The sequence below is a fragment of the Bacillus sp. L_1B0_5 genome (genome assembly GCF_000836715.1).
In the GTDB taxonomy this organism is placed as follows: Bacteria; Bacillota; Bacilli; order Bacillales; family Bacillaceae_G; genus Bacillus_A; species Bacillus_A thuringiensis_S.
Genome location: NZ_JXIS01000034.1, coordinates 1 through 14,803, shown reverse-complemented (window position 1 = coordinate 14,803; position 14,803 = coordinate 1). Strand labels below are relative to the sequence as shown.

Below are 14,803 nucleotides of genomic sequence, written 5' to 3'. Positions count from 1 at the left end.
CAGTTCACTCCTTTATGTAAATGAGTTACAGTGCACCAGGTGCAATCCACATATGTGTTGTAAGTCCTTTGTCAGCTAAAGCGAGCTGACTGCTATACACGGTTTTCCATGTTTCATAGAATTCCTTGTATAGCTCGTGATTTTCAGTGATTGGTTCAAATGTATTTTCCCACTGTACAAATTGTTCGGCAGTCTCTTCCATAGATGAATATATGCCAGCGCCAACTCCAGCAGCAATCGCAGTTCCTAAAGCAGCTGCTTCTTTCACAACTGGTACTTTTACAGGTATGCCGAGTACGTCTGATAGAATTTGTGGCCATAGTTTCCCTTTAGCCGCACCGCCAGCAAAAACAACTTCAGAAGGGAATGTACCAGTAAGATTTTCAATTAGTTTTAAGTTTCCAAGTGTAACGAAGGCCGCATTTTCTTCAATAGCACGGAACATTTCCTTTTTTCCGCATTTGTCAGCGTCTAAACTTAAATTTAAGAATGAAGGTGCGGCATGACGCCAAGAAATGTAGTTCATAACGTTTGAAAAAGTAGGGATAATACCATATGAACCTACAGGTACGTCTTTCGCTTGTTCTTCTAATAATTCATAAGCGTCTACACCGAGTTTTTCAGCGAACTTTTTTTCTTCTTGGCAAAAAGCGTCTCGAAACCAACGCATAACGAGGCCAGGGAAAAAGGCAATCGTTTCATATTGCCAAAGGTTCGGAACGACGTGACAATTTACTCGAATTGCAGCATTTGGATCCGTTGTTGACTCTGTAATATTCACTTCCTGTTGCCAAAAGCTGCCGCCGCATATTAAAATTTGATTTGGCTTTACGACTCCAGTCCCGAGTGCTGCCATTTGAGCATCACCGCCGCCAGCGACGATAGGAATCCCTTCAAGTAAACCAGTTAGTGCTGCACACTCTTTTGTAACATTACCAATCACAGTGCCAGCTTCATTTACTTTTGGTGAAAATGGCAACGTTATACCACATTCTTTAGCGACATCGTTATCCCAATTTCTATTTTGTAAATCAAAGATTCCGGACGTACAACCGTTGGAAGGGTCGATTTGCAGTACGCCGCTTAATTTATACAAAATCCAATCATTTAACATCGTAAAGGAGTGAATATTGTTGTAGACGTCTGGTTCATGTTTTTTAATCCAAAGTAGACGTGGTAAAGCACTCAATGAAAAAGTTTGCCCAGATTTTCTGTATAAATCTTCTTCAAGATGTGAGCGGATTTCTTTTAGCTCACTAACTTCAGCGGATGCACGGCCATCAACATTTGCACATGCCCATATTTCTTGCCCATTTTTATCATATAAAACAAAACCTTCTCGCATACTTGTAGCGCTAATAGCTTGAATAGAAGAGGGAAGTATATTACTTTTTTGCAGAACTTCTTTCGTACACTGTTGTACAAGTTGCCAGTTTTCTTTTACATCAAAATTCATAGAACCGGGGTAACGAGGATCAGTTTTATGAACCCATTCTTTTTGGCTTACTGCAATTTGATTGCCATGTAAATCAAAGAGAACAGCTCGTATGCTTCCTGTACCAGCATCGAAAGCTAATAAAGTAGACATTAAGAATCACCTTCCTTTCTTAATAAGGAGAGCGCAGTTTCTTCATCAGTAATTAATGTATGAATAAATCTCCCTTTTAAAGCCCCATAAATGGCATCTATCTTTTGAGTACCTCCAGCCACACCAATGACATGCTTCATACTGCGAAGAATCGTAAGTGGTGTGCCAATTAGACGATTATGATGCGAGAGCTCTAATAACTCACCATTCGTATTATAAAACTGTCCTAAAATATCGCCCGCCCCATTTTGACTTCGAATATATGTCATTTCACGTAGCGTTAATTTTTCTTCTTTTACAATCGTAGCGTCTTGAGATAACCCGCCAATACCGACAACTGCTGTATGTGCAAGTGAAGCGACATGAAGCATATCTTTCACACTTGGTTCTGATAAAATACTTTGTGCCATTTCAGTAGAAGATGCTAGAAAAGGAGTAGGAATAATATGAAGATCACCTTGCATGTAGTGTAAATAGTTTTGTTTTCTTGGAAGATAGTGGTTTACTCCCCCTGTTAGCGTTACGAATGAAAGATTAATAGAACTTTCAAAATGAATGTTTTCTAGCATTTTACTTATTGTTTCACCCCAGCCGATGCCGAGTAAATCACCTTGTTGGAGATGAGTCTCTAAATATTGTGCAGCGGCTTTTCCGAGAGAAGTAGCATAATTGGCTATTGGAGTAGGGATAATAAAGGCATCTTTCAAGTGGAACTTTTTCATTAAGTCACGTTCAATGCTCAAGCAATGCAAACCGGTCCCTTTTACGTGAAATGTAACGATACCTTCACTGCGTGCCTTATCTAATAACCGGACGACTTTATTTCTTGAAATATGAAGAAGTGAAGCAATCTCTTGTTGTGTTAATTGATCTTTATAATAGTACCAAGCTACTTTAGTTAATAAATTTTCTTCAAAGTTCAGCTGTGACATACTCTTCATCCCTTTCAACAATTGACCAATGCTTAAACATATGTGTCACATATTTTGTTTATTCCAGTTGAAACGATTAATAGTACATTGAAAAAAGTGTTCTAGATATAAAAAAAGGAATATACAATGCTACAAAACAAGTAGAACAAATAATCATTTTCTCAAAAAATGTTCTGGATAAAGGCAGGTGACATCATGTGGAGAACGTACCTTTATTACAAATAAAGAAAATGAGTAAGGCGTTTTTAAATCAACTTGTATTAAAAGAAGTGAACTTACAAGTAGAGCGTGGAGATATATACGCTTTAGTGGGGGGGAATGGCGCCGGGAAATCAACATTAATGAAAATATTAACGGGGTTATATTCGTATGATGATGGAGAGATGTATGTAAAAGGAATGAAGCAACAGTTTTCAAATCCGTCAGAAGCACATAGAAAAGGTATTTATTTAATACCGCAAGAACCACTCATTTTTCCGCATATGACTATTGAAGAAAATATATGTATCGGGTTAAAAGAAAAGAAAAAGAAACTAAGAGTACAGATTCAGCAATTGATTAACAGTCTAGGGTGGGATATTGACCTTTATGAGTTAGGAGCATCATTATCCATTGCGCAGCAACAGTTAGTAGAAATCGTTAGAGGATTAATAAGAGAAGCTGAGATTCTTATTCTAGATGAGCCAACATCGACATTAACAACACACGAAATTAAGAGTCTTTTTGTGTTGATGAAAAGTTTACAAGAAAAAGGAATTGGGATGATTTATATTACGCATCGTTTTCCAGAAATCTTTGAAATTGCCAACAAAGTAGCAATACTACGTGATGGAATGATTGTAAGCCAAGGTGATGTATGTGACTATACATATGACATGCTAATGGAGGGACTATTGCCAAAAGGATATAAACAGAAAGAGAAAATAGAAGTAGTTCAAGAGACAGCAAGGACGAAAAAAATATTAGAAGTGGTTGATATAAATGGTCACGCATTCGAAAATATATCATTTACTGTACATGCGGGAGAGGTTGTAGGTGTTGCTGGCATTATAGGATCTGGCAGAACGGAATTAGCAGAAGCGATATTTGGATTGAAAACTATAAAATCAGGGTCTATCTTATTAGATGGAAAATCAATTGATACGTGTTCTTTGCATAAAAGGCTAGACGAAGGACTAGTTTATGTGCCAGAGGATAGGGCGAGGAATGGAATTTTCTCAATTGCTTCTGTTAAAGAAAATATTGCAGCAGCAAGTTTATATCAAAATAATCGCTTTTTTATAAATCAAGAAAAAGAAAGCGCTTTAGTTAATTTGTTTATAGAACAATTCCGAATTGTTGTACAGAATATGAATGAAGAACTCGCATCTTTATCGGGAGGTAATCAGCAAAAAGTCGTACTTGCGAAATATCTCGCGTGTAATCCAAAAATCATTATTCTTGATGAACCGACTCGCGGAATTGATGCGAAAGCAAGGCTTGAAGTGTATGAGACGATAGAAAAAATGAAAAGGGAAGGACTTGCAATTTTATTAATCTCTTCAGATGTTGAAGAAATTGTTCAATTAGTAAACCGTGTATATGTAATGAGAAATGGACGATTTGTTTCTCATATGGAAAAAGAACAACTGAGTGTGAATGAAGTTACACGCCTTGCAAACGGAGGTGTAGCGAAATGAAACGTATGTTAAAAATGCATGAAACGTCTATCATACTGTTACTACTAATGTATATAGCTATTGTAGGAATGATAAACCCTAGTTTTATTCAATTTAATTCATTATCTTTAATGATGAAATCTAGCGTTATTTTAGTCGTGCTAGCAATTGGCCAATCGTTCGTCTTATTTACGAAAAATATAGATGTATCAGTTGGTTCAAGCATGGGGTTAAGTGCAGCAGTTTGCGGAATGATGTTAACGAATGAGTATAGTGCATCCTTGTCGATATTTGCTGCTATTATACTTGGGGTCATTATCGGTTTCGTAAATGGTATTGGAGTTGCGAAGTTTCGGGTACCAGCCATTATTATGACATTAGGCATGTTAGGAATTGTTAGAGGTGCAATGTTAATTTTCACAGGCGGGAAGTGGATTGAAGATATTCCAAACGATTTTAAGCAGCTGTCATCTATCATCATTCTTGGTTTACCTATAACTGTATGGTTCGTTTTTATTATTTTACTACTACTATACTTCTTTTTAAGAAAAGTGCCATTGGGAAGATACTTTTATGCAGTAGGTGATAATGAAGATGGCGCGAGGCTTATTGGTATACCTGTTAATAAAGTGAAGATATATGCGTTTATGATTTCAGGCATAAGCGCTGCGCTCGCTGGTTGCATATTTGTTATGAATATCGGGTTCGTCCCAAATCAAACAGGTACAGGATTAGAATTACAAGTAATCGCAGCCGCTGTACTAGGAGGAGTTCATTTAAAAGGAGGAACAGGTTCTATATTTGGAGCTGCATTAGGAGCGTTATTTTTAGAAACAATAAGCAGCTCACTCGTCTTTTTAAAAATACCAGCATTTTGGAATAATGCCATTTCAGGTTTTTTATTATTACTCATCATCATATTAGATAGTGTTATGAAAAAGTGGAAGGCAAAAAGGAGGATGAATCTATGAAGTATTTATATAGATGGGAAGGGGTTCTAATTGTATTACTTCTTATAGAATTCATCCTTTTTAGTTTTATAAATAGTGATTTCTTAAATATTAGTAATCTCCTTTTTAGTACAAATGATTTCCTATTTATCGCAATTGCGGCGATACCAATGACTTTCGTTATTGTAACAGGAGGAATTGATGTATCGGTCGGATCAATAATGGGGCTCACTTCGATCTTGATTGGTGTACTTTGGATGAACGGAATACCTATTTTGTTTGCTGTCATAATCGCCCTAATAATTAGTTGTTTAGCAGGCGCTTTAAACGGACTCATTATAAAAATGACAGATGTAGAACCACTCGTCGTTACACTCGGAACGATGTTTTTATACGGAGGAATTGCGCTTGTCATTTCAGGAGGGGCGGGTGTTTCTGGATATGAAGGGATAAGCGGTTTACCTGATACTTATGTACAACTAGCAAACGGTAGTTTTATAGGAATACCGAATTTATTATGGCTACTGATCGTATTAACAGTTTTATATACTGTATTATTTCACCGAACTATATACGGGCGCCATGTAAAATTAACAGGAGCGAACGAAAATACAGCAAAATACACCGGGATTAAAACGAAAAAAGTAGTCATTATCGCTTACATACTTTCTGGGTTAGGAGGTGGATTAGGAGGTGCTTTCTTAACCGCATATTTTGGTTCCGCACGTGCTGATATGGGAAATGAAACAATTTTACCAATCATTACAGCAGTCGTATTAGGCGGGACACTTATTACAGGTGGAAAAGGAAGTATTTTCGGTACTGTACTTGCAAGTATTTTTATAGGCCTTATGCAATATGGCCTACAAATGACAGGCTTAACAAATGAACAATCAAATGTCGTAATAGGTATTATCCTTATTCTTTCAGTTATTATGAGACATTTCAAATTACATCAATTCATACCGGAGAAAAGAAAGAATTTGCATAAGGGGGAAATGTCATGAAGAGAAAACTAGGGATTGTATTGATTGTATGTATTTGTTTAATTGGTTTAATCGCTTGTTCCAGTCAAACGGCAGATAAGAAAAAAGCTGATGATGTGAAATTTGCATTTATCCCGAAGTTAACTGGAGTTGGCTTCTTTACATCGGGAGGTGAAGGAGCAAAGGAGATGGGAGATAAGCTAGGCATACAAGTGAAATATGATGGGCCGTCTGAAGCGAGTGTATCAGGACAAGTAAAGTATATAAATAATTTCATTAATCAAAACTATGATGCACTTATGGTTTCCTCTACATCAGTTGATGGTTTATCGCAATCACTACAACGTGCTAAGAAAAAAGGAATGACCGTCTTAACGTGGGATTCTGATGTGAATCCGAAAGACCGTTCCTTTTATATCAGCCAAGGGACACCAGATCAACTTGCTAACTTATTAATTGAAATGACTTCTAAGCAAATTGGAGATAAAGGAAAAGTAGCCTTCTTTTACTCTAGCCCAACAGTAACAGATCAAAACCAATGGGTAACGAAAGCGAAAGAAATTATTAAAAAGAAATATCCGAATTGGGAAATTGTAACGACGCAGTACGGTGAAAATAATGCACAAAAATCTTTATCTGTAGGGGAGAACATATTAAAAACGTATCCAGATATTAACGCAGTTATTTGTCCAGATGCAACAGCACTCCCAGCAATGGCGCAAGCAGCTGAAAACTTAAAAATGGATAAAAAAGTAGTGGTAACTGGATTTTCTACACCGAACGTAATGCGTGATTATGTAAAACGAGGAACAGTTCAACAATTCGGATTATGGGATGTCAAACAGCAAGGTGCGTTGGCAACTTATGTAGCAAATGAAATTGTTGTAAAAGGAAAGAAGTTAAAAGTAGGGGATAGCTTTGAAGTAAAAGGAATCGGAAAAGTGAAAGTAGAGCCAAACTCCATTCAAGGATATGATTATGAGGCAGAAGGAAACGGAATTATCGTATTGCCAGAACGAGTTGTATTTATGAAAGATAATATTGATAAGTATAATTTTTAATAGACAAAAAAAACGTCCGAATATATCGGACGTTTTTTTTATTTCTTCATTAATTATGAACAGTTTCTTTTTCGTTTAATCCAAGTGTACGACCAGTCGAAGTGTGAAGATCTTGGAACAATCTTGGATTTTCAGTTAGTGAAATGCCATATGAAGGAATCATTTCTTTTATTTTTTCTTCCCATTCTACCATGCGGCTTGGGAAACATTTTTCTAATACTTCAAGCATGACGTGAACAGCAGTAGAAGCACCTGGTGATGCACCTAGTAATGCGGCGATTGAGCCGTCAGCTGCACTTACTACTTCTGTACCAAATTGAAGTGTTCCTTTACCGCCAGCATCAGTATCTTTAATTACTTGTACACGTTGTCCAGCAACTACAATATCCCAATCTTCACTTTGCGCGTTCGGAATGAATTCGCGTAATTCTTCCATACGTTTTTCGTGTGATAACATAACTTGCTGAATTAAGTATTTTGTAAGTCCCATTTCTTTTACACCAGCGGCTAACATCGTTAAGACGTTATTCGGTTTTACAGAACCGATTAAGTCAAGATTTGAACCAGTTTTTAAGAATTTAGGTGAAAAGCCTGCGAATGGTCCAAACAGTAAAGCTTTTTTATTGTCTATATATCTCGTATCTAGATGAGGTACAGACATTGGCGGAGCGCCAACTTTAGCTTTACCGTACACTTTCGCATGATGCTGCTCTACAACTTTTTGGTTTTTACATACCATAAATAGTCCACTTACCGGGAATCCACCGATATGCTTTGATTCAGGGATACCAGTCTTTTGAAGTAGAGGTAGGCTACCGCCACCGCCGCCAATAAAGACGAATTTAGCAGTATGATGTTCAATTTTACCACTATTCATATCGTGTACTTTTACTTCCCACAAACCATTTTTCGTGCGCTTAATATTTTCGACACTATGCTTGTAGTTTAGCTCGACATTTTTTGTTTTTAAGTAATCAAACAACATACGTGTTAATGCACCGAAGTTAACATCTGTTCCAGAGTCAATCTTCGTTGCCGCCATCGCTTCATTAGATGTGCGGCCTTCCATAATGAGTGGAAGCCATTTTTTTAATGTTTCAGGAGCATCAGAAAATTCCATTCCTTGAAACAGTGGATTTTTTGAAAGCGCTTCAAAACGGTTTTTTAGAAACTCAACATTTTTTTCCCCTTGTACTAAACTCATATGAGGTAGTGGCATAATAAAATCTTGTGGATTACGAATTAATTTGCTCTTTACAAGATATGCCCAAAATTGTCTTGAAAGCTGGAATTGCTCATTCACTTTTACAGCCTTACTAATATCTATAGATCCGTCAGATTTTTCGGAAGTATAGTTCAGTTCGCATAGCGCAGAATGCCCTGTACCTGCATTATTCCATTCGTTAGAGCTTTCTTCCCCGGCACTTGCGAGTTTTTCAAAAACTTTAATTTCCCATTCTGGTGCTAATTCTTTTAGTAATGAGCCTAACGTTGCACTCATAATTCCTGCACCAATTAAGATAACGTCTGTTTTTTGCTGCATGTTGCTCATGATAATCTCTCCATCCCCTATATTGGCAAAAAAGTGTAGGTGTTTTCTATGTCTAAGCCGTAAAAGAGAAACACCGCCTAGGCCCCACCTAGGTGTATACCTTTTTTGTCTCAATTATATAACCATCTCATACTCTATTATAATAATTAATAGACTAAAATATCTAGTGTTATCTGATAATTTTAAACTATTTAACGTTTTATTCGCTAAAAATCTTATTTAACAAGCTCTTTTAAGGTGATAAATAGAAAAAAATTACAGTTTGAAATTATCTCGAAAAAGCTTACGTATCCTTAAGTGACTAAATCGAGTACCTTTTTATGGGGTTTTTCTTTCTGTAATGGTAAGATTATTCTGAAAAATAAAAAGGAGGTATTCTAATGCGTACAAAAGAACAAATTTCAAACTTATTTCGAAACTTCTCAATAAAGGAATGTAAAGGGTCAAGTGATTTATATGAATATTTATCAATGAAAATTGCTGAAGATGAGGAAGTACTTACACTATCGTTCTATGCTCAAGCAGGTCAACCAGTCCCAAACTTATTATTAGGTGCAGTACATTATTTATTATTAGCAGGGAAAGAACATCATTTAAAAACGTATTATAGTAGTTTAGTTGAAAATGCTGATACAAATTTAGATAAAGCTTTTGATCATTTTAAAGATTTCTGTAAAGAGTACCGAGAAGACATCATTACATTGTTACAAACGAAACTCGTTCAAACGAATGAAGTAAGACGGTGTGCATACTTATACCCAAGTTTCTGCTACATATTTAACAAAGTGAAGAAGCCGTTAGCGTTAATTGAAATTGGGACAAGTTCTGGGTTGCAACTGTTCTGGGACCAATATAGTTATTCGTACGGGACGGATGAAATGTACGGAAATATAAATTCAAATGTGCATGTAACTTCTGAAATAAGAGGGGAGAATGTACCGCATTTTCTAAAAGAAAGCCCATCTGTCGTAGAAAGAATCGGACTGGACTTACATGTGAATGATTTACATAATGAGGAAGATTATTTATGGTTACGTGCTTTAATTTGGCCAGAACATAAGGAAAGGCTTGAGATGTTTGATCAAGCTGCATCTTTAGTGAAAAATGAATCTGTCCAATTCATAGAAGGAGACAGTGTAGAGCTATTATCATCTATTATTGAACAAATAAGTGAAGAAGCTGTTATTTGTATTTTCCATACACACGTCGCAAATCAAATACCAGAACAAGTAAAACATAAGTTAGAAAAACAAATACAAGAAATTGGCGCAAAACGTGATGTATTCCACCTTTATAACAACATGTGGGATCGTGACCTTCATATTGATTATTATATTAACGGAAACGAATATCGTGAAACGGTTGGAGAAACAGAAGGGCATGGGAAATGGTTTAGCTGGAAGATTGGAAATGAGACGCTTATTTAGATTAATAGGGGCGCCCTCACTTGTAAAAGATGGGGCCATAGGCTCAATCATGGACTAAATGGTTAAGGAATAAATTTATTAGTAACATACAAAAAATGCTTTGGAGAAATCCTAAGCATTTTTTGTATTGCATTTAAACCCCATAATGGATCATGTACTTCTGTTCTGCTGTAGCTTGTTCAATTTTTGAAGCTAACTCATTCAGCTCATCAGAATTTATGAAGAACTTTGAAGATGTAACTGTTTCATAGAATATTGCTAATGATTCAGGCGGGATAATTGTAATACCGCAATAGGCTAAACCGTATTCCTGATTTTTGACTGTATGGAAGTAGGTTTTCATAATTGATAAATTTTGATTTAAACTACTGATAATATCATCATCAACAGAAATACAATGATATTTCTCTGGTGTATAATCTTCGTAATTTTTTTGAGTAGTAAAATCGTCAATTATTCCAAAATCATGGACAGATGCCATCATTATCATCCTTTCAAATTTAATAAAGTGATTTCTATTAAAGTAAAATGGTCATTCGTTTAAGTGTAATAGAAATAGTTATGTAGTTCATAAAATATCTTCGGTTCTTCTTCGTGAAGACAGTTTATTTATCGATAAACTCATCGGGAGCCCAAGTGGCGATTTCATTCCCAGGTGTAGCGACTACAAGCCATTGCTCACATAGAACACCAGCTTGCCAACATTCATAATAATCATGAAAACCATTTAAAAAAATAATTTGTCCACTCTCTAATGTAATAATTAAATGAGGGCTTTCTAAGCCGAGTTGTATATCGGTAACTTTTTGTCTTCTTATCTTAAATATTCTTTCATATTCTTCTTCCTCAGAATAAACTTCAAATTCAGCTTCATTTAATGGGTATCTTTTTTGAGGTTTATTAAATAAACACCATTTGGATTCGATATTGATATATAATTGTCCGTCATAATCAACTGAGTCGTGAAAGTTTGTGAAATGAATCTTTATAGCGGCTGGAGAAATACCAAATTGTAATCCATCAACTTGTGATCCGATGAATAGATTTTTTAACACTTTTTCAGCGTAAATTTTATCCTCTTGATTCATTCTTGAAATCCTCCTTTTCTTAAAAATATACCTTATATTTTTATTGTAATAAATAAATTTTCATGTAAAATGAACCTTTTGTGAAAAACGAGCGAATATAGTGTGAAAGATCACGAGAGGGGAATGAAACTTTGGATGAAGTACAATTAAAAGAATGGCTATATAAACGAAAGTATGTTATCCAAAAAAGAGCTTGAGAAAGTTTTACTTTCGGTGATTGAATAGTTATTCGGTATAAGTGATTGATAATTATATTATGTAAACTTACTTTTACAAAACATCCATTTTTTAAAATGGATGTTTTGCATTTAGATAGATTAGGTGGAGTATATAGTTTAAAAAAGCGGAATACTTTGCGGAAAGTTAAAGACATTTTTCGGATCATATTTCGCTTTTACTTTCATTAATCGGTCAAAGTTGCAACTGAAGTATGCATCTGGCCAATTTTTAATGTAAAGGTCAGGCGTATTAACGTAGACACCTTTTGTAAAGGGGAGCATTGCCAAACGGAAATCTTCAACCCATCGAATACTTCCACCAGCACCTTCTGGTTGCCCCCAAGTAGCGAATATTGACATGTTTGATAGTGCTTTTCGGTAAAAATAAGCAGTCGCCTCATTTGGCACTTCAGCAACAGCACCGCCTAATCCGTGGAAAAATACGGAGGTGGTGGAAAAGGGAGGTGCATTATTAATAAAGTGATCGATAATGGATAGTCCTTCTGCTGGTAATAGTTCATATACATATGGACCAACACTTTTAAATGGTAAAGGTGTTGCAGGTTGCTTCTCAGCTATTTTCGCTGCTGCTTCTGCCCATGGTATTTCTTCGATAGTTACTTGCATTGGTGAACCGGCTTCTAGTAATGGCTGTAGTAGCGACTGCAATTCTTGTACAGAACCGAGAAATACACCTTGCATTAATAATGATGGTTCTAATCCTGCAGACATAAAAAGAGTAGTTGTAAGTCGTTTATTAGCGCAAGGTAGCGTATATTCTTGCCAAGAGGTTAATACAGGTTTTAAATCTGATATCCCCCAGCTTATTTCTGCAAATCCTACCGTATTAATTTTATGTGTTCGAAACTTAAACGAAGTACATATTCCAAAGTTACCACCACCAGCACCGCGCGAAGCCCAATAGAGATCGGAGTTACACTTGGCGTTAGCGCGTATTATACAACCATTCGCGTCTACCATTTCTAATTCAAGTAAATGATCGAGAGTCAATCCAAACGGACGAGAGAGAATACTATGTCCGCCACCTAAAGTAACACCTGCAATCCCGGGAGTAGGACAAACACCACTCGGCACAACTAATCCTTCAGCTGCAAGTGTTTCAATTAAAGAAATATTTCTCCATCCAGTCCCAATAGTTACAGTTCCATTATTGTGATCTATTTCTAATTGTTTCATTTCACTTACATCAATTACAAGACCAGCATTACTGACGGATAATGCCTCATAATTATGACGTCCAGAGCGCATGCGTATAGGAACGTTATGTAGCCTTGACCAGCGAACGGCGTTTACTACATCCTGTGTATTTTGAGCAAAAACAATGATTAACGGAAATTTGTTGAAGAATGTATTGAATTCTTCACGCGCTGAATTATAATCAGGATCATTAGGTGTAACGATACGACCAGTAAGTTCAATTTTTTGATTATTCATTTCAGTCATCTCTCCTTGACGTGAAATATTTATAATGTGGAAATACAGAACATAAAGAAGAACTGATAATACTTTATAAGTAAATGAATAAAGGAAGAGGATTATTCCAATAAAGAAAAAGGCAGTGCTACATAAGTAGCACTGCCTTTTTGTAATTATATGTATGTGCTCAAAATCTCCCCAGGTAATCCATCAATCTCACAAACTTTCTCCGATGTAAAACCTACGCTTAGTAAAATTTTGCGAGAAGGGATATTATTTGGATCAATCATTGCTTTTAGTACGTTTACATCTGTTTGCCTCGCTATTAAAGCTAGTTGTTAATTTTTGATTATGTACGTACATACAATGTGTAATTAAGTGAATGATCAACATAGTAATTACAGAAAGGGTGAATGAAGCGTATGAATCAATTTGAGCAAATGATGTACGTTGGTGTCATCATGTCTACTGTACTATCCGTAATGATTTTAGGGTCCTTATATTATAATCCTCGACTATCGTTAACTGATTATCCGAAAGATATTCAAAAAGTAGTTTTTCCAAAATCGATTCATGAAAAAAAGCAAACCATTTACTTTAATATTGTATATAATGCTATTCTTTTCGGTTGTCCTTTCGTTTCTACATATATATTACATAAGCATGAAAAATTATTGTATATTGATGCTTATTTACACACTTTTGGTATTTTAATGATTTTCAATTTAGTAGATTTACTTATAATTGATTGGCTAATTTTTTGCTGGATTACTCCAAGGTTTGTTGTGATTCCTAGTACGGCAGGTATGAAAGGATATAAAGATTATAAGTTTCATTTAAGAGGGGCTATAGTCGCTACTCAAATTTTAGCAATCGTAAGTTTATTTTTGGCGGGAATTGCAACAACTATTTAGTGTGAAGAAGGGCATGGGGCTTTTATAAAAGATAAGGAGATTTATAATATATAGAATTAGAAATGAGAATTTGTTAGTATTGAAGTGAGGAGTTTTAATAACAGTATATTAAGTCGTATTAATATACTGTTGCAAATGTTTTGATATTTTGTAAAATTATACAATTTTACATAGACATTTGATAAAATTCAAAAAAATATAATGGAGGCTAATATGAAAAAAGTAATTGGCGCAGCAACAGCAACTATTTTTGGATTGGGGGCGTTTACCACAACTGCTACCGCAGAAACAATCGTAACAGCAGATGTACTTAACGTACGTGAAAAACCGACTACAGAATCAAAAGTGGTCGAAAAAGTAAAGAATGGGCAAGAGTTAAAAGTCATCAATACCGAAGATGGCTGGTCAAAAATTGAATTGAACGGTAAAGAAGTGTTTGTAAGTTCGGAGTTTACAAAAGATGTGTATCATGTAACGGCGAATTTGTTAAATGTACGTACCGAAGCAAACACAGATTCAGAAATTCTTGGCAGACTAAAAAAAGATGATGTAATTGAATCAACGCATCAAGTAAAAGACGGATGGCTGCAATTTGAGTATAAAGGAAAAACTGCTTATGCAAACGTTTCTTTCCTATCAAGTACAGCACCAACTGAAAAGAAAACTGAAGAGAAAACGAAGCAAGTAACGAAAGTACAAAAATCAGTTAAAGAAAAGAAAGAAGTAAAGACGCAGAAAGTAGCAAAAGCGAAAGAAACAACGAAAGCACAAGAAATAGTAAAGCCTAAAGAAGAAGTAAAAGTCAAAGAAGAAGTAAAAGTTAAAGAAGAACCGAAAGCACAAGAAATAGTAAAGCCTAAAGAAGAGGCAAAAGTTAAAGAAGAAGTAAAAGTTAAAGAAGAACCGAAAGCACAAGAAATAGTAAAGCCTAAAGAAGAGGCAAAAGTCAAAGAAGAACCGAAAGCACAAGAAATAGTAAAGCCTAAAGAAGA

General features: G+C 35.6%; 13 protein-coding genes and 1 pseudogene. 7 read left to right on the top strand and 7 right to left on the bottom strand.

The genetic code is table 11. From position 1 onward, the window contains the following. Positions 1-25 precede the first annotated feature (25 nt). Positions 26-1,588 carry an autoinducer-2 kinase gene (lsrK, locus tag RT27_RS11390; protein ID WP_043936183.1) on the bottom strand — a complete coding sequence of 521 codons (1,563 nt, stop codon included), beginning with the start codon at positions 1,586-1,588 and terminating at the stop codon, positions 26-28. Further along, positions 1,588-2,538 (bottom strand): sugar-binding transcriptional regulator, encoded by a 951-nt coding sequence (locus RT27_RS11385; RefSeq protein ID WP_141527053.1) that lies wholly within the window; start codon positions 2,536-2,538, stop codon positions 1,588-1,590. The genes lsrK and RT27_RS11385 overlap by 1 nt, the downstream gene beginning before the upstream one ends. A 179-nt stretch (positions 2,539-2,717) precedes the next feature. On the opposite strand from RT27_RS11385, the gene RT27_RS11380 reads away from it, so the two are divergent. Genes RT27_RS11380 through lsrB form a run of 4 tightly spaced genes read left to right on the top strand, consistent with a single transcriptional unit; the run spans position 2,718 to position 7,175 of the window. Next, positions 2,718-4,199, top strand: a complete 1,482-nt coding sequence (locus RT27_RS11380; RefSeq protein WP_043936181.1) for a sugar ABC transporter ATP-binding protein — start codon at positions 2,718-2,720, stop codon at positions 4,197-4,199. Next, the gene (locus tag RT27_RS11375; RefSeq protein WP_043936179.1) at positions 4,196-5,149 is read left to right on the top strand and encodes a sugar ABC transporter permease; all 954 of its coding nucleotides are present in this window, start codon (positions 4,196-4,198) and stop codon (positions 5,147-5,149) included. The genes RT27_RS11380 and RT27_RS11375 overlap by 4 nt, the downstream gene beginning before the upstream one ends. Next, positions 5,146-6,135, top strand: a complete 990-nt coding sequence (locus tag RT27_RS11370) for an autoinducer 2 import system permease LsrD (protein WP_043936177.1) — start codon at positions 5,146-5,148, stop codon at positions 6,133-6,135. The genes RT27_RS11375 and RT27_RS11370 overlap by 4 nt, the downstream gene beginning before the upstream one ends. Next, positions 6,132-7,175 (top strand): autoinducer 2 ABC transporter substrate-binding protein LsrB, encoded by a 1,044-nt coding sequence (lsrB, locus tag RT27_RS11365; protein ID WP_043936176.1) that lies wholly within the window; start codon positions 6,132-6,134, stop codon positions 7,173-7,175. The genes RT27_RS11370 and lsrB overlap by 4 nt, the downstream gene beginning before the upstream one ends. A 49-nt stretch (positions 7,176-7,224) precedes the next feature. Here the strand turns inward: lsrB and RT27_RS11360 are convergent, their stop codons facing one another. Further along, positions 7,225-8,727: a malate:quinone oxidoreductase gene (locus tag RT27_RS11360; protein WP_043936175.1), complete on the bottom strand. Its 1,503-nt coding sequence runs from the start codon at positions 8,725-8,727 to the stop codon at positions 7,225-7,227. Positions 8,728-9,107: 380 nt separating this feature from the next. On the opposite strand from RT27_RS11360, the gene RT27_RS11355 reads away from it, so the two are divergent. After that, positions 9,108-10,154, top strand: coding sequence for a DUF2332 domain-containing protein (locus tag RT27_RS11355; protein ID WP_043936174.1), 1,047 nt, complete (start codon positions 9,108-9,110; stop codon positions 10,152-10,154). Between the two features lie 133 nt (positions 10,155-10,287). On the opposite strand, the gene RT27_RS11350 is transcribed toward RT27_RS11355, so the two are convergent. The 4 genes and pseudogenes from RT27_RS11350 to RT27_RS34815 all read right to left on the bottom strand — a co-directional run. Continuing rightward, entirely contained in the window at positions 10,288-10,638 is a 351-nt protein-coding gene (locus RT27_RS11350; RefSeq protein WP_029442626.1) for a hypothetical protein, read from the bottom strand. Positions 10,639-10,759: 121 nt separating this feature from the next. Further along, complete coding sequence (locus RT27_RS11345) at positions 10,760-11,242, bottom strand: hypothetical protein (RefSeq protein ID WP_016081164.1); 483 nt, start codon at positions 11,240-11,242, stop codon at positions 10,760-10,762. Between the two features lie 335 nt (positions 11,243-11,577). Continuing rightward, positions 11,578-12,915, bottom strand: a complete 1,338-nt coding sequence (locus tag RT27_RS11340) for an FAD-binding oxidoreductase (protein ID WP_043936172.1) — start codon at positions 12,913-12,915, stop codon at positions 11,578-11,580. 155 nt (positions 12,916-13,070) lie between these two features. Continuing rightward, positions 13,071-13,223: pseudogene (locus RT27_RS34815) on the bottom strand (N-acetyltransferase); the annotation flags it as partial. A gap of 96 nt (positions 13,224-13,319) precedes the next feature. Between RT27_RS34815 and RT27_RS11335 the strand changes: the two are divergent. Both RT27_RS11335 and RT27_RS11330 read left to right on the top strand, forming a co-directional pair. Beyond that, positions 13,320-13,811, top strand: a complete 492-nt coding sequence (locus tag RT27_RS11335) for a nitroreductase (protein ID WP_029442623.1) — start codon at positions 13,320-13,322, stop codon at positions 13,809-13,811. 213 nt (positions 13,812-14,024) lie between these two features. Further along, positions 14,025-14,803 (top strand): SH3 domain-containing protein (locus RT27_RS11330; protein ID WP_043936171.1); only part of this gene is annotated, 779 nt, incomplete at its 3' end.